Source organism: Hymenobacter sp. BT188, from assembly GCF_014333585.1.
Lineage (GTDB): Bacteria > Bacteroidota > Bacteroidia > Cytophagales > Hymenobacteraceae > Hymenobacter.
The window spans coordinates 25794-45864 of the sequence record NZ_JACSCW010000008.1 but is presented as its reverse complement, the minus strand read 5'-3'; the positions used below and the strand labels follow the sequence as shown (position 1 = coordinate 45864).

Sequence of the window (20071 nt, the reverse complement as noted above, 5' to 3'; positions counted from 1 at the left end):
ACAACTGCATATTAAAAAGCCCCCCAGAAACTTTCTGGGGGCTTTTTAATATGGTGAATCTTACTTCTTAGGAATCGCCGAAGGGGTCTTCTTCATCAGCTTTTTTCTTCTTCTTTTTCTCCTTCTTAGGTGCCTCCACCGGAGCATCAGCAGCAGGAGCGGCTTGGTCTACAGCTTCGTCTTTCTTCTTTTTCTTGCGGCTGGGTTCTTCTACAGGAGCATCAGCGGCGGGCGTGGTGCCTTCGTCGACGACGGCATCTTGCTTCTTCTTTTTCTTCTTTTTGCCGGTGTCCTCCATGTTGTCGAAAGTGCTCGTATCGTCGTTGCCGCTTACGATGGGAGCCGCTTTGCGCTTCTTGAGGTCTTCGCCCAGATAATCCTTGCGAAAATGGTCGAGGAAGAGTTGCACCTCCTGGTCGTCGCCGAGGTAGAAGCCATATTGGGTGGCCGTGTTGTAGTCGCCCTTGGCTTTGAGGCTGATAATCTCATCGAAGGAGCCGTGCTGAGCTTTGGCCAGCACCACATTGTTGGTGTACTTGATGTAGTACCACGTGCGGGGCTCGGCTTCCAGGTAGATTTCAACTGCGTCGCCGGTGCTCTCCTTCTTGATTTCGATGTAGCCGTCAATCAGTGCATTCAGGTCTTTTTTGCCTACGCTCGCCAGGCCAATTTTGCCCACCGAGTACCAGGCTTTCTTCTTCTCCGACCATTCCAGATTCACCTTGCTCAGCACCAGTGTATGCAGGAATTTGGAAGAAAGTTTTTGCAGAGGCACATAGCTGCCCTTGCGAGCCGCGTAGCCCTGCACTGCCTTGCTACCAATAAACTCACCTAGCTTGTACAGCTCATTCTGCGAGCCGTCGAGCGCCTCGGGAGCACCTTTGATGCTGCCGGCTATGTCGGCCGCCATTGCCTCGATGGCTTTTTCGGGCATGTTAATGTCGAACGCCATGAAGGTATCCAACTCGTAGCGGTTGCTGTCGGGCTTGGCTTTACCTACACCTGCCGCGGTCAGCGAGTAGTCTTTATTGGAGGCAATCAGCTCCATTTTGCCCCGGAAATTCATTACTCCTGTTGCATCATCTAGTTTCAAAACCTGACCTTCATAGATGTTAATGTCATCGGCATCATGGCGGGCAATGGTGAAGTTGCGCTTCTTGGCATCGAAGCGCATGGTGCCGTCCACCTTAAAGATATTCTGGTCGGTTACGTCGGGCTTCACGGCCGCGAAGAGCGGATACACTTTGGCCGTACTACCAGACATAAATAGACCCGTGAGCATGGGCGTGCCATCTTCCGAAGTCAGATCCTGCACCTTGATGCGCATATCCTTGGGGTCGATGCTATCCTGGACAGCAAACCACCCACTCGCCGAGGGTTGGGAGCTAAAGTCGAGACGAGCCTGGCCATCAAAGATGAAGCCGCGCCGCTGGGAGTTCAGGCGTACGTTGCCCCGATAAGGCACCCGCGGCGCCAACTTAAATTTCTCGGCGGCCTGAATATTAGCCACTGCCACTGTGGCCGGCGACAAGGGGTTCATAATGTTCTCCTTTTTGCCCCCCAGAAAGCCTTTGCCGCCACCTTTCCCGAGATTAGCTAAGCTACCCTTCACTGCTACAGAGTCAACAGCGAAGTTGGCGAACTTGATAGCAAACGAGTCGGCCGTAGCATTCTGATAGCTGTATAAGGCGTTGCCCGTGAAGGACGTACGCGACTTAATTTCTATCTGGCCCTTATACAGCTCGTGAAATTTGCTCAGCGTATCCATCACGATACCAGCGTTCTGGAAGGAGCGCATCTGGCCGCTGCCCAGCACATACACTTTGCTGCTGTCAGGCGTAATCCAGGCGTCGGCGGCGGCAATGTAAGGCACACCACCTGCTACCAAGCGGTAGCGGCTCAGGTCATACTGACCAGTAGTACCTCTGAACTTCAGCCCTTTCTGCTCTTCTTTGGTAGAGAAGAAGTACGCCTTGGTAGAGTCGGCACCGGGCGCAACGCGCATTTGCACTAGTTTCTTCTTGAAGTCCCAACGACCACCGCTAAGCGTCGTTTTGAAGTCCGAATAGGGCAGATCGATGCTAGCTTTGCTGCCTTCTTCGCGGGTGAAGTTGGCGTAGCCCTGCTTTATATCGAAGTCGAAACCTACTTCGTTAGCTGTCAGCGCGGGCTTGTTTGCTTCCGAAGATTTAATGCTGAGCGTTGACTTTTTACCCTTGTAGCTGGTAGGCAAGAAGGTGAACTGCTGCGAGCGAATAAACGACTGCGGTCCGTCCATACCGCCGTTGCCATAAAGCCCCCCAGGGGTCAGAATGGTTGTGCCCTTGAAGCCATATTCACCTGCGTAGAACTTCATGGCCATGCCGTTGCGCGGGGTACTGATATACATGGAGTCGGCTTTCACCACCCACTTCATCTCGTAGCCCGGCAACAGCGCTACATTGGCAAAATTCACCCCGTTTAATGGTCCCTGCGCGATATTACCCAACTTACCCGAAGTCACGACGGAGTCTTGATAGAAGATAAACTGCTCGCTTTGGAGCTTGCCCACGAGGTAAGTCAACTCGCCGTTGCCTTGAATACCGCGGTTGCTCATCTGCACCTTGTTGTACAGACGACCTTTGCCGCCGTACACCGGCAGGCCCTCTTTGGGAGCATTGTAGTTGAAGCCCAGTGAGCCGTCTTCCTGGAGGCTCAGCTTCGTTTTAATAGGCGGCAAAATGCCCCCTGACATAAACGTACCCTTAAACCCGACGGCCGAGCGGTTCTTGTTATTCAATGAGTCGAGGCGGAAAGGCGGAATGTCGAAGTACACGGCCGTGTCGTAGGCGCCGCCCAATACTTCGGGCTTGTTGAAGAACACGTAAGCACCGGTAGAAGCGTCGAAGGAGGGATAAGCGCCTAATCTCTTGCGGCCCGACTTGTTCTTGGGGTCGTTGATGTAGAGCTTACCCGCTGAGCTTTTCTTCTTGTTGGTCAGGGAAAAGTCGGTGTCTTTGCGCGTCTTCATTACCGAGCCTTTCGAGTTTTTGCCCTTCACGATGATGGAGTCAATCTTCACCAGATCAATGAAGAAGCCATCGTAGTCAAACTTAAACTCCTTGCCCTTGAAGATAAACGCCGAGGCTACCACAGTACCATTGAACAACACGCCGCGATTTTTCTGAATGCGAATCGTGCTGCTGTCGGGCTTCACATACACCGTCACCGAGTCGTCGGAGAAGTTGAACCGGTCCACGCCGCGCACAATTAGATCGTTGCTGTTCAAATCTAGCGTCGCATTCTTGCCGCTCGGTGACAACGACTTGATGGCGATGTGGTCGTAGTCTTTTTTACCCCGTGAGGAGCGTACATAATGGCTAGCTTTCGGCAGCAGGGTTACCTCGTCGGTGGTGGCGTTCCAGGCCACGTAGCCGTCGCGGGCGAGTCCCGATACGGCGGAGCGGACGTTGGCTTCCTTTACTTTCAGATCGGCAGCCATCTGCGCTACCGTAAAGGTTTTGACATCGCCGTGGGCCTGGCTGTAGCCCACTACCATTTGCAGGGGATGCAGCTTATTAATGGCCTTGATCTGCTGGTAGCGCGTATTCGTATAGAATTCTTTCGACTCAAAGCTGGCCGTTACCTGATTCTTGGCAGTCAGCATCGAAAAGTCAATCAGCGGCGTGCGAATGGGCCAGGTGAGCAGTTCCGTCGCGATTTCCATCTGATGATAAGAATCGTAGTAAGGCGTAGTTTTATACAAACCATCTTCCCGATTCAACTGCAATACCTGGCCGCGCTTACTGTACTTGAGCTTCACGCCGGGGTGCGTCAGGGAATCAGCTTTATCCTGATAAATGGTAACGCCGGCGCGGGCAGCCGTGATGATGGAGTCGCCGAGCACATAAGCCCGCGACGTGGCTGCAAACTTGGTTTTGCCATCAGCTACCACCGTGATACGCGACAAGCTGCCGTCGAGCGAAGCGCTGAACATCTTGCTGCCAGCCAACGAAAAGCCTCCCACGTAGCGAATGTTGTCGCCGAGGTTTTTTACGCGAGCGTCATTGGTTAGGGAAATGAAGCGAGGATAACCCGAGTCGGTAGCGCCGGGCTTTTTCTTTACACTTTTATAAGAAAACGCGCCATCAATAGGGGCTTCCAGCACGGCCGGGTACGTTAGGGTAACGGGCTCGGCGGTGAACTCGGCTTTGGCAATATCAAAGTCATAGCTGGTCATGTCAGCCGTGACGGGGCTGTTGTTTATGGTCCAGGCCATTTGCCCGCCCTGTCCCACGAAGCTGCTACGACCGGGCACTACAATGCCACTGGTTTTGCGCAGCACAATGCTGTCGCCGGGAGTGGCCATCAGCAGGTCGGCATCTTTGATGATGAGCACCGGGCCACGCGTGGGCGGAGCCATGTAGGAATCATAGCTGGTATCAACGAATACGGGCTCAGGAACAGGTTCAGGCGCTTTTACCGGGGCAGCAGCCTTAGCTGGCGTCTTGGCGGCGGTTTTGGCGGGAGCTTTCGCTGGTGCTTTTTTCTTGGGAGTGCCCCAGCCATCGTCGTTGCCCCAGCCATTATCGCTGCCGGAGTCCCAGAGGTCGGCGGTGTCCCAGCCGTCATTGCTTTTCTTTTTGGCGGGCTTTGGCTTGGCAGCTGGCTTAGCGGCAGGAGTAGCAGCGAGTGGCTCCGTTTTGGCTACGGGTGCAGGTGCGGGCGCGACTAACTTAGGCCGAGGCGGAGCCGGAAGCGGGTTGTCATTATCGTTGTAGGCAAAGGTAAAATTGCCTCCCACCACGCGCAGATTGTTGTAGCGCGAGCGATAGAGGGTTTTGGTGTTCAAAAACTGCGCGGTGCTGGCCAGAAACTTTTCCGTAGTCAACAAATCCTCTTTGTCTACTGCCTTAGCTACTACGCCAAGCAGCTCTGTCATCTGCTGGTCGGAGAGGTTTTGACTGGCGCCCGCCAGCACGGCGTTGAACAGTGACTCAAAGTGCGGCCGGGGCCGATATTTCTTTTCCAGCATCTGTTGTGAAACAGCAACAATCGTGGCCTGATGCGTAGCCGTAAGCTTGTTGCTGGCCCATAGCTGCTGCAAGCTGGCAGCGGAGGCTTTGGCCGCCGCATTGTTGGTGCTAGCCATCATGGACTGCACATCCAGAATATATTGGGCTGGTTCCTGAGAAAGCTTGCCCTTGGGGCGAGGGGCCGCCACAGCGCCAGCCGCAACCGGCGGCTTGGGCTTGGCTTGCTGCGCCCACACGGGCACGCTTCCCCCCATTATCAGCAAACAAAACCAACCAAAGACAAGATGCTTCATACTCACACTATCAGGACCATAATAAGACAGCTACAATTTCGCAAAAACCACGCAGATTTTTGAAGTGACGCCCTGAAAACAGCGTAGTTGCAGGATTTGAGGCTTTTTATATAGTATAGTACCTAGCGAATACACTATGAATTGACCATCGCCTTTCTACTTAATGTTATTATAATACAATTATAAGAAATACGCTACACAGAATCATGCACCATAATTCAAGTATGGACCATCCTTATAGCGACTACGGATTAGCGTAAAAAGCCCCCCAACGAAGATACTGGGGGGCTTTTTGCCTCTGTGTAGCTTTACTTAGACTCCATTCCTAGGCGACTTATTTACTATTGTACCAGAATCCGTACAATTAGAAATTCTATATCATGCTGGCAAGTACCATACGTCACCTGTTTCAACTATCCGATCAGAACAAATTGACGGCGAAGTACCTCGTGAAGGCGACTGGCGGTGCAACTTTTATTTAGCCCCTTTAGCATCAGTGGCTTTGGCAACTACGGGCTGATTTTGCAGGATAAAGTTTTCGAAAGCCACGGTGGCTGTGGCCGGACCTTTAGCCAGCAAGCCGGCCCGCACGCCCCGATCCCAGGGCGGCAGGTAAGTACCGTTGATGGGCGTACTCATGCCAGGCATGGCTTGCCAGGTTTTGCCGCCGTCGGTGCTCCAGTCAAAGCGGAACTGATTGCCGCCTTGGGCCTGCATACGCATGGTAAGGGCAGTGGTGGGGGGCATTTTTACTTCGCTCAAGGTTTTCTGCTTACTCTTTTCCAGTTGCCAGAGCTGCACTTTTCCGTTGCCAGCAGTGAGGGCCAGCGTGTTTTCCGGGTCGCCGTGGGCAGCCAGGCCAGCTATGGTGCCAGTTGGTAGCTTGCTGGGGTTGAGCAGCGTAGTGGTTGCCGTGTAGTCGGCGGTGGTGGTGTGCTGGCCGAGTACGGCGCCGCTGTGCTGAGGCCGGGCCGTGAGCTGCAGCTTTCCGTCGCGCAGAGCTACCGTGGGCCGTTCTTCCACGGGCCACTGCCAGGTCGGCAACAGCGTGGGTTGGTCAAATTCATCGTTTAGGTTGCGGGGCGTAGGGGCGGGATCCGCGCTGGCGGCCACAGCGCCATCAGGGCGAAACTTAGGCCATCCATCGGCAGTCCAGGTGAATTCGCTTATCACGCCCTGCCGGCCCACAAACTCGAAGCTGCGCGTATCGTAGGCGTGGTGCAGCATGTACCAACGGTTGCCGCGGTTGAAAACGGTGCCATGACCAGGACAGGCCCACTTCTCATTCTTGGTCAGGATAGGATTCTTGTCGTACTTCTCCCAGGGGCCGAGCAGGTTCTTAGATCGGGCCACGCCAATGCCGTAGGTACAGGTGTGGCCGCAGCAGCCGTTGCCGGCATAGAAGGCGTAGTAATAGTCATTGTGTTTCACCATGGCCACGCCCTCTACTAGGTTGCCTTCCCAGGGCGACGTATTGCGAAACAGCTCCGTTTTTTCGCCGATCAGCGCCGTATGTTCCTCGTTGAGGCGTTGGGCCCAAATGGGCGTCGGTAAGTTGCGACTATTACCGTCCTCCTTCCAGATCAGATACAGCTTACCTTTCTCATCGCGCATCGGAAACCCATCGATGGAGCCTACCTCCTGCCCTACTATGGGCCCGTGGTCACGGTATGGGCCCTCAGGGCTATCGGCGCTGGCGATGCCTACGGCTAGGTTGCCGCCCTTCTGGTGAGCGGTGTAGTAGATGTATGTTTTGTTGCCTTCCTGACTGATCTCCGGCGCCCAGAAGTAATAATCGGCCCACTCGGGCAACTCGTTAGGAAACACATGCCCTGCCAACTCCCAATTAGTTAGGTTAGTCGATTTCAGCAAGGGAAACACCGGCCCCCAATTAGAAGAAGTAGCCGTGGCCCAATAAGTGTCGCCAACCTTAGTAATCGATGGGTCAGGAAAGTCGCCGGCCAACACCGGATTGACGATGTTTAACGCGGGCACATCGGCTTCAGCTCGGGTTTCGGCCGTATTAGTCGTCGGAGTGCTGACAACAGTGGAGGCTTTTTGCTGGCAGGCGCCCAGCAAGCTGAGGACCAGCCCAAAAACCAGATTTGTAGACTTTTTAAGTGTCATAAAGGAGAGAGCTACAAATATTTTAATTGGTGGAGACATGCTGGGGGGCATTTTCAGAATTACTCGCCGCCCGGCTCCGGTAGTTGAACCCCAATGGGCTCTGGGGTTCCGAAGTTGGGCGTATCATCCGCGTTCCAGGTAAACTTCTGCATGCGCGGACTACGGGCGTCGCCGCAGCCTTGGTTAGGACCCGCGTTGGCGTGGTACAGAATCCAGTCCTCCTGGCCGTTTTTCGACTTAAAGAAGCTATTGTGGCCCGGCCCATATGCCCGGTCCGCAGGATCTTTGGTAAAGACGGGTGTAGCCGATTTCGTCCAGGAAGTTGGAATCATTGGGTCGGCGGTGCTGCTGGTAGAGAGTAGGCCGAGGGCATAATCGTCGGTATTGCAGTGGCTGGCCGAGTATACGATGAAGGTCTTATTGTTACGCTTCAGTACCTGAGGACCTTCGTTCACCTTAGGCTCCCCGTTTCGTTCCCACGGGTACTCAGGTCGGCTCAGTTCCGCCCGCGGGCCGGTTATAGTCCACGGGTTGCTCATGGGAGCAATGTACAAGCGCTGCTCCACCGAGCCAGCCTCTTGCCCGGACCATAGCAGGTAGCGTTTGTTGTTCTGCTCCAGAATGGTCGCATCAATGGCCCACAGATCCTGATTGGGCACCGCAATCTGGCCTTTCTCTACCCAAGTGCCTATAGTCGGATCGGCCGCGTCGTTTTCCAGTACCCACAGCCGCTGTCCGCCGCAGCAATTACCAGGGCCGGCCGTGAAATACACGTACCACTTGCCGTCCAAGAAGTGAATTTCGGGGGCCCAAATGTCTCGCGAAGTGCCACCGGTAGCCGATGGCGTCCAGATTACCTTACTCGTTGCCGACCCCAACTCCGACATCTTCGCCGTTTTCCACAGCCGTAGGTTGTTGCCCGTGGTGTGCATGTAGTAGTAAAATCCGCCTTTCTCCGTTACCCACGGGTCGGGGCCAGAGGACAGTACGGGATTTTGGAAAGTAATAGCATCAACGCTAGGAGTAGGCTGCGGAACAGAATTCTGCGGCTTGTCTTTTTCACAAGCTACCAGCCCCAATAACAGTACACTACTCAGAAGGCGGCGAAGCAAGTTGGGAAGCATAAGTTGAATGTTAGTAATGGATACTGGTAATACGCTAAACCCAGTTGCGCGGTGAACAGTTGGCAGGCCCGCCAACTGTAACAGCCGCCCCGACCTGGGCCGGAGCGGCTGTTACGCTACAATTGACTAAGCTGGCGCTTATTGCCACCCCGGGTTCTGCGTGAGGCGAGCTACGTCTACATCGGTACGCAGGATGGGTATCAATCGTGACTTGTTCAGCTCAAAGCTGGTAAAGTCAGGGTCGCGCTGTCTGGCGGCATTGAGCGCCGCTGTCTGGTCGATGCCGGGCTGCGGATCTACTACACCCCAGCGCTTCAAGTCAAACCAGCGCAGACCTTCTCCGGTGAGCTCTGTTACCCGCTCGTGCATAATGCGGGTACGCAAGCTAGCCTGCGTGAAGCTGCCGGCTACCAGTGGCGTCATGCCTGCCCGTGCCCGCACCCGATTGATAAGCGGAATAGCAGCAGCAGTCTGCCCTTGCTCATTCAATGCTTCAGCTTGTAACAACAGCACGTCGGCGAAGCGCATCACCCGGTGATTGATGGGTGAGTCGAAGTTCTCGAAAGTACGGTAGTAATCGGTGGAATACTTACGCCAGTAAATGCGCGAGTTGTTAGTGCTGCCGGGGGCAAATCGGGTATTGAACGGCTCACCATATACCATGGGCTCGGCACCACGGGGAATAGTGTTTGGAGTGAGCTGGGGGTTATAGAAAAAGGTCGCTTCGAGGCGTGGGTCGCGAGTGCCAGCGGCCGTTGCTTCTGTCAGAAACTCATCGCGCACCCAAGGCCGCGCCTCTCCATCCGTAAATCCGTCGCCGGGCACGCCCCAGAACTGCGAGCGTTGACCACCTTCCGATGAGCTGGCGTCGTCGCCATCATTGCCCCCCAAGTTCACGTCTGAGAAGCCAACTTCAAAAATAGACTCCGAATTGTATTCGGTTGTATGCTTAAAGTTATCCTGATAATTGGGCACTAAGCTGTAGCTCGTATTGGATATTACCTTCTGGAACTGAGTGGATGCATCGGGCCAGCGACGCAGCTGCATATATACTTTGCCCAGCAAGGTAGCCGCCGCCCCACGGGTAGCACGTCCAACATCACTGCCTGTGTAAGAGACCTCCAGGTCAGGCTCGGCGGCCTGCAAATCGGCAATAACCTGGTCCCACACCTGAGCTTCTGTGCCCTGCGCAGGCCGGTACGTTACCGTAGACGGCTCCAGAGCCAAGGGCACGTTACCATACAACGACACCAGATTATAGTAATACAGAGCCCGCAGAAACCTAGCTTCCGCAATCACGCGCTTTTTCAGGGTTTCATTCATGGTAATGCCCGGCACCGAAGTTATAACTTGGTTAGCCCGGTTGATAGCCCGGTAATGGTCGCGCCAGATATCACGCGAGGGCTCGAAGTCGTAGTTCACCTGCCGGAACTTGGTAAAGTCGGCCAACTCGCCCCACGGGCTGGAGCTAAAACCATCGTCGGAGCGCAGGTCGAGGGCAAAGTGAAGCCACCGACGGTACGTACCGAGTTGCTGCAGGCCGCTATACACAGCGTTTACCCCTTTAACAGCATCTTCGCTGGTTTGCCAGAACGATTGAGTAGTGGCTATGTTGGGGTTATTTTGTTCGAGTAGATCTTTTTCGCAGGCTGTAGTCAGCAGCAGAGAGCCAGCCAGCGCGCAAAGTCCGAGTTTTGAAATATTCATGTCTGATCAGTTGAGAATTGGAGGAAACGCCCTAGGCTAAAAACCCAGCTGAATACCTGCGGTGAAGGTGCGCACATTCGGGTAGCTGCCTTCATCTAGGCCACGAGTAAGCACGCCGCCCCCGCCCCCGATTGTTTCGGGGTCATAGCCAGAATAGTCAGTAATGGTGAATACGTTTTGGCCCGTGAGGTACACGCGCACGCTGCTTATTCCTTTCACGCGCTCAAGCACCTCCTTCGGAATGGTGTAGCCAAGCTGGATGTTTTTCAGGCGCATATACGAGCCGCTTTCCAGCCAGCGCGTGGAAGCTGCCCGGCTGTTGTTACGAGCCGATGGACCTTCTTTCACCGGCCGAGGCGTAGTTGTGGAAGGGTTAGTAATCGTCCAGGGGTTCAGGTCGCTACGATAGGCGCTATTCTCGTCCAAACGGTCGGTCCAGAAGCGCGTGGCGTTCCACACATCATTGCCCGAAACTCCCTGGAAGAACACAGCCAGATCGAACCCACCATATCCAGAGGTCAGGTTAACGCCATACTGCAATTTGGGGAAAGGGCTACCAGAATGCGCTCGATCAGCATCGTCGGTAATTCTGCCGTCGCCGTTGAGGTCTTTGTAGCGTACGTCACCGGGCTGAGCGTCGGGCTGAGCACTGTTCGCAATGTTGTCTCCCGTCTGGAAAATGCCATCGAACTGGTACAGATAGAACGAGCCAACGGGATAACCCACTTCTGTGCGGGTAATGCCGCCCTCAGGGCCAGCGTTGAATACTTGCCCAGGCACGTCTGTCAGTTCCAGCACTTTATTTTTCAATGTGCTTAGGTTGGCCTGAATGCCATAGCGGAACTTGCTCCGGTTCTCATTGTAGCTGGCTAAAAACTCAAAGCCTCGGTTCTCAATGCGGCCCAAGTTTCTATAAGGGTTGATGCCTGCGTTACCCAGGAAAAAGGCCGGATCAGGAGCCACTAGAGCATCTTTCGTGCGCGATACGTAGTAGTCGGCAGAGAACGTAAACCGGTCTTCCAGTAGCCCTATGTCAAAACCAATGTTTGTGGTAGCTCTGGTCTCCCATCTGATTCCCGTACTAGCCAATTGTGTTTGAGCGTTACCATTTAATACCGTCTGGCTTGTTCCAAAAGGATAGTTAACGTTGGGGTTGATGAACCCTTGATATAAGTAGTTGCCGGGCAAGCCATCGTTACCGAGCTGTCCGTAGCTACCGCGCACCTTCAGGTTGCTGATAGCTGTTATACCATCGAAGAAAGCCTCCTCCGAAACGCGCCAGCCAGCTGATGCAGCGTAGAAGTCTCCATACAGATTTTCGGGACTGAAACGGGAAGAACCATCGCGGCGATAAGCACCTGTGAGCAGGTAGCGCTGGTTATAATCGTAGGTTACCTGAGCAAAATAGGAGCGCTTGGTCCAGATATCGGTGCTGCCACTTACGGCCGGGTTCTGGGAGCCAGCATCTAACGACCAGTAATAAGTTGGTCCAGTGCCGTAGCCGCGGTTGGTAGCGCGCGATATCTCGAACGTGTTTTTCTGCTCCGAGTAACCCACTACCGCCGTAACATTATTGTTGCCGAAGCTTCGGTCAAACGTCAGTGTGTTCTCCGCCATCAGGAACAGTTCACTGCCTCTGCCTTGAAACAGGAATGATGGGTTCAGAGGGTCATTCTGCCGCTGCTGCCCATACTTACGCCGGTCTTCATCGCGAAAATTATGCAGCTCAGTCGCTAAGTTGAGCCGGTAGCGCAGAAAGTCAAATATGGACACCTCGCCGAAGATGTTGCCTTGTAAACGGTAAGAAAGGCCAGTGCTGCGCAGCAAATCCTGGCTGGCGATGGGGTTGGTGCCGAACGTGTTATTATTAGAATTACCAAACGCAAAGCCTCCTGGATTAGCAGGGTCTAAGACGGGCAGCGTTGGGGGAAGCCGCACGACATCAATAAAGGGCAGTCCGTTTACCCGCACCTGATCGGCTCGGGTAAGCAGGGCATTTTGGCCCACACGCAGACGGCCACGATTAAAGCCTGAGTTAAGGCGCAGACTATAGCGCTCAAACTTAGGACCTACGATAGTGCCTTTCTGGTTGAAGTAGCCAGCCGAAATCAGGAAGTTCGACGACTCATTGCCGCCCGAGAAGCCAAGGTTATAGTCTTGGATTCGACCCGTTTGAAACAGCTCATCTTGCCAGTCAGTATCGGTGCCCGTAAGCTGGCTGGACGCAGGCTGGCGTGGCAAACCGGCATTCTCATATGCCAGATTATTCACCGCTGCCCACTCCTGTGCGCCCATCAGGTCGTAGCGTTTCGCAATGTTCTGCACTCCTGTGTAGCCATTGAATGTAATAGCTGGAGTACCAGCACGACCTTTACGCGTCGTGATGATTACCACGCCATTTGCCCCCCGCGAGCCATACGCGGCTAGGGAAGCCGCATCTTTTAGCACCTGCACCGATTCAGCATCGGCCGGATTGAAGTCACGCACATTATCAGTCCATAGTCCGTCAACGATATACAATGGACCGCTGCTGGTACCTCCCAGCGTGCCAATACCACGAACATTCACGTTAGAGGCCTGGCCTGGCTGACCGGAGCTGGTAACGGTAACGCCCGGCAAACGACCCTGAATTGCCTCGTTGACGGTAGCTACCGGAGCCCGACGAATATCCTCAGAACTCACTGATGCGACCGAGCCCGTCACATCCTGGCGGTTTTGAGTAAGATAGCCCACCACCACTACCTCGCTAAGAGACTGTGCATCAGGGGCCAGTGGTACATCAATGGTAGTGCGGCCACCTACGGCAATTTCCCGGGGCGTATAGCCCACGTAGGATACCACCAATGTTGCATTGTCCGGCACGGTGATGCTATACCGACCGTCAACATCAGTGCTGGTGCCGTTGGAAGTGCCTTTTACCACTACGTTAACACCAGGCAGGCCCTCCCCTTTTTCATCCGTTACACGACCAGTTACGGTTACGTCAGGGGCCTGGATTATTGCAGCTAAAGGCAGTGCCGCACGCACGCTGGCCGCGGCGTTAGCCTCGGCGGCTACGGTAAGGGGCAGGTAGCAGATAAGCGCTGGAATGGCGAGCCAACGCAGCTTGGGTACAGTCTTTTTCATAGAGAAAGGGTAGGATAAGGAAGGTGTTCGTTCAGAAGAGGAGAATAGGAGCACATATGAATGGCAAGCAAATCTTACAATTTGGCGCAAACGTTTGCGGACTGTTTGTTAAAAAAATCAGTTAACCAGGAAGAACTAATCTTCGGGGTGAACTGAAATACTACTGGTAGTGGCCAAAGAAAAGTGAGCGAAAATGCGCGCTAAGGGGCATTATAGTTCTCAACCAACTGATTAAGTGTTGTAAGGATAACAGGAAATTAAACTAATGTCAAGACAAATCATGCAATTTATATTAGCTGAACAATTCAATCATAAAACAATAGTCAGGAAATCCTGCATTATATAAAGTAGCATCCAGTGCGTTTTAGCGTGTGAATTAGAGCATGAGTTTAGAAAGAATTTTATGCAGTACAGCTCATAACTCAGTAGGTCAAACACCTAATTCAGCAGCAGCGCCAATTACGTTTTCAATCACGATTTATTTAGTTAACTATTGCATTTACAGATGATTACATCAACAATGTATCATTATTAAAGTGAGTCATTTGTCTGACTCATAGACTGGTTTATCACCTACTAATGAGTGTTCTTCGTATCCATTTCCTTACTCCAAGCTGATAACAATAATCCATACCTATTAGTGACTAATAGGCGCAATCGTTTGCGTTTTACAACTGGGTTTCTCACCTTTAGCCTTACTGTTGCCCCTCCCCTTTTTTTGTTCATTTTAGCTGTATGCCTTTATGTCGTCTCAATCTATAACTACTGCCTTCCAAGACCACTTCGGGTACGCCCCGCTTTTGGTGAGAGCTCCGGGTCGGGTAAATCTGATTGGTGAGCACACTGATTATAATGGTGGCTTTGTACTGCCTGCCGCAGTAGATAAAGAGATTCACTTTGCGGTAGGACTAAACGGCAGTGATACTGCCCGCTTGGTGGCGCAAGACTTAAATGAGACGCATGATTTTTCACTGACCGAAGAGGTAAAGCCCGGCAAAACTCAGTGGGCGAATTACCTGAAAGGCGTTGTGGCACAGATGCAAAGGAAGGGCCTCGTGGTGCCAGGCTTCGATTGTGTATTCGGCGGCAATATTCCGCTGGGCGCAGGCATGTCGTCATCGGCAGCCATAGAATGCGGGTTGGGTTTTGCTTTGAATAAGCTGCTGGGGGACAAATTTGACCGCTTGGAGCTGGCCCACATGGGGCAAGCAGCCGAGCACGAGTTTGCCGGCGTGAAGAGCGGCCTGATGGATCAGTTTGCTAGTTTGTTTGGGCGCGCCGGCCACGTCGTGCGGCTGGACTGTCGCTCTCTCGACTACGAATACTTTCCTTTTGATACGACCACTTATCGTCTGATTCTGTGCAACTCGGGCGTAAAGCACGCGTTGGCTAGCTCTGAATATAACACCCGCCGCCAGGAATGCGAGCAGGGTGTGGCGCTGATCAAGCAATACTACCCTACTGTGCACAGTCTGCGCGATATTACACTGACCCAACTAAAAGAGCATCAGACCGAACTAGGCGATGTGCTGTATCGTCGCTGCTCGTATGTGGTAGAGGAAAACCTGCGGGTAGAAGCGGCCTGTTTGCACCTTCTGGGGGGCAATTTTCAGGCTTTTGGTCAGGAAATGTACGGCTCGCACGCCGGGCTACGCGATAAGTATGAGGTAAGCTGCCAAGAGTTGGACGTATTGGTAGAGTTAGCCCGACCTCTTCCAGGCGTATTGGGAGCCCGTATGATGGGAGGCGGCTTTGGAGGTTGCACCATCAACTTGGTGGAAACCGACAAGGTAGATGCCTTTGTAGAGCACATGACAGCCGGCTATCAGCAGGAGCTAAATTTGACTCTGGAAACCTACCAGGCTACTATAGTAAGCGGCGTAGAAGTGGTAGAAAGCGTAGAGGCAGGCAGATAGAGCCGCTCTGCTTATTTATTAACCATCAATCGCTACTTGCCATGCCATTTGATACCGCCGAACACTCCCACCGCCGCTACAATCCGCTCACGGGTGAGTGGATACTGGTGTCGCCCCACCGCTCGAAGCGGCCGTGGCAAGGGCAGCAGGAAGAAACCCCGGCCGATGTGCGGCTTACCTACGACCCGACTTGTTACCTGTGCCCTGGCAACACGCGCGTGGGGGGCATTGTGAACCCGCCTTACGATAGCACATTCGTATTTGCCAACGACTTTGCCGCACTGCAAGCCGATGCACCCGTGGGTGAGATAACCGTGGGCGGGCTGCTGCGTGCCGAATCTGAATCGGGCGTGGCGCGTGTTATCTGCTTTTCGCCCCGCCACGATCTGACCTTACCGGAGATGGACGAACCCGCTATTCGGCGTGTGGTGGATCTGTGGGTAGAGCAGTACGTGGAGCTAGGTGCCCGGCCGGACATTAATTACGTGCAGATATTTGAGAACAAGGGCGCGATGATGGGTGCCAGCAACCCGCACCCGCACGGCCAGATCTGGGCGCAGCGGACGGTGCCATCTGACCCAGCAAAGGAAACCGTTCAGCAGGCCGCTTACTTTGCTGAGCACGGCCGCAGCTTGCTCAGTAATTATCTGGAAGTGGAGCTACAGGAGAAAACCCGGGTGGTGGTCGAAAACGAGCACTTTGTGGCGCTAGTGCCCTTCTGGGCTGTGTGGCCCTACGAGACGCTGATCGTTTCGCGGCGCCACGTAACCAGCATTGAGCAGCTGACCAGCGATGAGAAAGACGCGTTTGCTGCTATTCTGCGCCAGCTCACGATTCGCTACGACAACCTGTTTCAGATTTCCTTCCCCTACTCTGCCGGCCTGCACCAGCGCCCTACCGACGGGCAAGCGCACGAAAGCTGGCACTTGCATATGCATTTCTACCCGCCGCTGCTGCGCTCCGCCACAGTGCGTAAGTTTATGGTAGGCTACGAACTGCTGGCCAACCCCCAACGCGACGTAACCGCAGAGTTTGCGGCCGAACGCCTGCGCAGTTTGCCCGCCGTGCATTATAAGCAGACGGCGGCGTCTGGAACGGAAGCCAAGTAGCTACATCGTTGAGACAAGCGGATGCTGCTACATAAAAAAGCCCCCCAGAGCTACTCTGGGGGGCTTTTTTATGGGCTAGTAAACAACTATTTGGCCTTGAGTGCTGCTTCAATGGCGGCATCGGCTTTTTCGGCGTTGAGTCTCTTAATCACGCTCGCTTCGTCCTGACGGTAGGGCGTGCCATCGGGATGAAATACTTCGTGAAACCACTCAATTGGCTCACTACCGTCGGCCAGAGGCGTATCCCACTGGTACTTGGTGTTCGTTTTGCCTGCCACCAAGCCCCAGTTGATAGCTCCCACGTTCTGCTTTTTCAGCAAAGGCATAATGTTGGCAAACCGGCTGTTGCGAATACGGGCCATGTACTCGGTGCAGATAAGTGGCCGGCCGTGGGTTTCCAGTATCTCAATGATGCGCTGGTGGGCGGGCGTATCGTCGTAGCAGTGGTAGGTAATGACATCGGAGTTTAGGGCTTGAAAGGTGTTCAGCTTCTCAAAATCCCAGGCCCAAAGGCCCACGCTCAGCGGCTGGTCAGGGTTGACAGCGCGGGCCCAGCGGAATACGTTGCGCACCAGCGGCAAAGAGTTTTCCTTGTGGTTACTGTTGCCCGGCTCGTTATACAAGTCCCAGAGCAGAATACGCTTGTCATTCTTGAACTGCGTCATCACGTCGGTCACGTACTTCTGCAACACTGGCAACATGGTCGAGTCCTGAGAAGTAGGCTCGCCGCCGGGGTCCTGCACCCAGCCGGAGTTGTGAATACCGGGCTTGGGCGCGGGTTGCGGACCGGCTTTGTAGTCCTTGTTCCAGCAGTCATCAAAGAACACGAACATGGTCTTGATCTTATGCTTATCGGCAATGTCCAGGTACTGACCCATGCGCTTCTTAAATCCTTGCGGGTCTTGCTCCCAGGCCAGGTGATGCAAAAACACGCGCATGGTATTGAACCCAATACTTTCGGCGTAGCCTAGTTCTTTATCAATGGTAGCAGGATCGAAGGTGGCAGCCTGCCACATTTCGAGCTGGTTGATGGCCGTGCTGGGCGTAAAATTGGCCCCCGACATCCAATCCTGGGCTTTGTACCATGCATTGGCCTTTTCGGGTGTCCAACGGGTACCAACCGCAGCTTTGGTCGTTTTGGCCGCTTTGGTTTTTCGATTTTGTGCTTGTAGCTGAACGTCAGGCGTTGCCACCAGCAACAGCAGAATAAATAGCAGAGCTTTCTTCATGCGCTTAAAATTTGGGGAGAGTGTGGATGGATAAGAATGTTTTCAAGGGCTTCGGGGCTATTTACTAGTGCTGGCCAGGGGCAACAGTATATGTACAGTTGTCCATTTCTTGCTGCTTATTGGCTTCGCTAGCAACGTTACTTTTCACCGGAGGGCCTGGGCAAGGGTATTCCGGTCGAAATGGGCTGCCCAAAGCTGGGCATATCATCGGCGTTCCAGGTAAATTTCTGGGCGCGGGGCGTGCGGAAACGACCGCAGCCCTGGCCTGCCTCGTCGTTGGCGTGGTAGAGAATCCAGTCTTCAGTGCCGTCCGGCGATTTGAAGAAGGAATTATGGCCCGGCGCATACACCTTAACAACGGGCGCCTGTTGAAAAACAGGCGTGATAGTTTTGGTCCAGGAGCCGGGCTGGAGCAAGTCGCTGGTAGCGGAGGCGGAGAGCATGCCCAACGCGTAAGTATCGGTCCAGCAGCCGCTAGCGGAATAAATCAGATGGATTTTCTTGCCATGGCGCAGCAATTGCGGCCCCTCATTTACATCCACGTGAGGCGGATCGTTTGGGTTATTTAAGTCACCGTTGCGCTCCCAGTGAAAAACGGGCGTGGATAGCTTGTGCCGCTCCCCGTCAATGGTCCAGGGGTTCTTCATCTTGGCGATGTATATTTCCTGCCGGCCGTTTACATCGCCCTCCCAGCCCGACCACACAAAATACAGCTGCCCATTGTGGTCGTATACCGAGCCATCGATGGCCCATTTGTCGGTGGGGTCTGTGATTTTTCCTTTATCAACCCACGTGCCTTCCATCGGATCGGGCGAGGAGTTTTCGAGCACCCAGAGCCGGTGCGTCTGGTTGGTACCGGCGTCGGCGGCGTAGTACAGGTACCATTTGCCCCCCAGATAGTGTAGCTCCGGCGCCCAGATATCTTTGGAGTTGGGGCCGGTGGCAGGCGGCGTCCAGACTACCTTTTTAGGCGCGTTTTTTAGCTGGCTCAACGACTTGGTTTTCCAGAGCGTAATGTTGCGGCCGGTGGTATTGGTGTAGTAATAATAGCCGTCTTTGTAAATGCTCCACGGATCGGCTCCGGAAGGCAAAAGCGGATTGGTAAAGGTGTTATCGGAGGCAGCCGGCGTTTGGGCCCAAGCAGCGGGTCCTACGCTAAAGCCGAGCAGCAATAAAAGCAGCAGTTTTTTCATTCTATGCAGTTGTAAACTGTCAAGTTCCAGGCCGTCATGCAGAGCGAAAGCGAAGCATCTTGCGTGCTGATGTTGTAATGCTAATCAACGAAGTGGGCGAGATGCTTCGCTTTCGCTCTGCATGACGGCCTTAACGTTTATACCAGCGCTTCAAAAAGCCCCCCAGCCTTACTTAGACGTTCCGCTAGGACGGGGCAGCGGTTTTTTGGTCGATACAGGTGCGCCGAAGTTGGGCGTACCATCGGCGTTCCAGGTAAAGGGCTGCATGCGCGAGCTACGCTGTTCGCATTTGCCGGTGGCGGCATCTTTGGCGTGGTACACTATCCAATCCTGCTTGCCGTCGGGCGACTTGGTGAAGCTGTTGTGGCCGGGTCCATACACGCTATTGGCCTCCGACATTTTGAACACCGGCTGGGGGGCTTTTTTCCATGAGCTGGCTTGCAGAAGATCGGCATTTTGGTCGGCCGTGAGCATGCCCAGCGAGTAGTTGTCGTCCCAGCAGGCGCTGGCTGAGTACACGAGGAATAGCTGGCCTTTTTTGCCTGGCAAAAACTCCGGACCTTCCAGAATCTGGCGACCGCCGCCTTTTTCCCAGTTGTAGGTTGGCTTAGCGATGATGACCTCCTTGCCCACTTGTAGGGTCCAAGGGTTCTGCATGGGCGCAATAGCCAGCACGCTCTGCGGCCCCACGTAGGCTGAGTACACGAAATAGCGCTTCCCTTTGTGCTCAAATACGCTACCATCAAGGCCGGAATACTGGGTATTCACCTTGCCCCGATCCGTCCAAGTGCCGGTGGTAGGATCGGCGCTGGCGTTTTCCAACACAAATACGTAGCGCGTCTTGTCGCCAAATTTAGCCTTGTCGGTGGCCGTGTAGTAGATATACCATTTACCGTCCAGAAAGTGCAGCTCCGGTGCCCATATCTCATATGAGTTGGGCCCTGTGGTGGGGGGCGTCCACACTGTTACGGGCTTAGCCTCACGCACTTGGCTTAAGTCTTTGGTTTTCCAAAGCACCAGGCGGTTGCCTATGGTATTCGTGTAGTAATAGGTGTCGCCCTGCCGTATTACCCACGGATCGGGACCATTAGCGAGCAAGGGATTGGTGAAGGTAGCCGCCGTTTGTGCCTCACTAACGAAGGGCAGGCTGGCAAGCAGGGCTATGATGAAGAGAAAGCGCTGTTTGATTTTCATAGTAGGCAGGATATAGGGTAGTAAACGCAAACGTTTGT

10 protein-coding genes are annotated in these 20071 nt (G+C 54.0%); 2 read left to right on the top strand and 8 right to left on the bottom strand.

Features of this window, described 5'->3' with window-relative positions:
* Positions 1-67 precede the first annotated feature (67 nt).
* The 5 genes from H8B13_RS18905 to H8B13_RS18885 form a co-directional block, all read right to left on the bottom strand.
* Positions 68-5308, bottom strand: a complete 5241-nt coding sequence (locus H8B13_RS18905; RefSeq protein ID WP_187312387.1) for a hypothetical protein — start codon at positions 5306-5308, stop codon at positions 68-70.
* Positions 5309-5782: 474 nt separating this feature from the next.
* Positions 5783-7435 (bottom strand): family 43 glycosylhydrolase, encoded by a 1653-nt coding sequence (locus tag H8B13_RS18900; protein WP_261990469.1) that lies wholly within the window; start codon positions 7433-7435, stop codon positions 5783-5785.
* A gap of 59 nt (positions 7436-7494) precedes the next feature.
* Positions 7495-8559 carry a family 43 glycosylhydrolase gene (locus H8B13_RS18895; RefSeq protein WP_187312386.1) on the bottom strand — a complete coding sequence of 355 codons (1065 nt, stop codon included), beginning with the start codon at positions 8557-8559 and terminating at the stop codon, positions 7495-7497.
* 138 nt (positions 8560-8697) lie between these two features.
* Positions 8698-10266, bottom strand: coding sequence for a RagB/SusD family nutrient uptake outer membrane protein (locus H8B13_RS18890; protein ID WP_187312385.1), 1569 nt, complete (start codon positions 10264-10266; stop codon positions 8698-8700).
* A 36-nt stretch (positions 10267-10302) separates the two neighbouring features.
* Positions 10303-13392, bottom strand: a complete 3090-nt coding sequence (locus H8B13_RS18885; protein WP_187312384.1) for a SusC/RagA family TonB-linked outer membrane protein — start codon at positions 13390-13392, stop codon at positions 10303-10305.
* A 743-nt stretch (positions 13393-14135) separates the two neighbouring features.
* Here H8B13_RS18885 and galK point away from each other — a divergent pair.
* Positions 14136-15308, top strand: coding sequence for a galactokinase (gene galK / locus H8B13_RS18880; RefSeq protein WP_187312383.1), 1173 nt, complete (start codon positions 14136-14138; stop codon positions 15306-15308).
* A gap of 41 nt (positions 15309-15349) precedes the next feature.
* Complete coding sequence (locus tag H8B13_RS18875; RefSeq protein WP_187312382.1) at positions 15350-16417, top strand: UDP-glucose--hexose-1-phosphate uridylyltransferase; 1068 nt, start codon at positions 15350-15352, stop codon at positions 16415-16417.
* An 86-nt stretch (positions 16418-16503) separates the two neighbouring features.
* Here the strand turns inward: H8B13_RS18875 and H8B13_RS18870 are convergent, their stop codons facing one another.
* From H8B13_RS18870 to H8B13_RS18860, 3 genes are all read right to left on the bottom strand, one after another.
* Positions 16504-17646 carry a cellulase family glycosylhydrolase gene (locus tag H8B13_RS18870; RefSeq protein ID WP_187312381.1) on the bottom strand — a complete coding sequence of 381 codons (1143 nt, stop codon included), beginning with the start codon at positions 17644-17646 and terminating at the stop codon, positions 16504-16506.
* A 137-nt stretch (positions 17647-17783) separates the two neighbouring features.
* The gene (locus H8B13_RS18865; RefSeq protein ID WP_187312380.1) at positions 17784-18839 is read right to left on the bottom strand and encodes a family 43 glycosylhydrolase; all 1056 of its coding nucleotides are present in this window, start codon (positions 18837-18839) and stop codon (positions 17784-17786) included.
* A 168-nt stretch (positions 18840-19007) separates the two neighbouring features.
* Positions 19008-20033, bottom strand: coding sequence for a family 43 glycosylhydrolase (locus H8B13_RS18860; RefSeq protein ID WP_187312379.1), 1026 nt, complete (start codon positions 20031-20033; stop codon positions 19008-19010).
* Positions 20034-20071 lie beyond the last annotated feature (38 nt).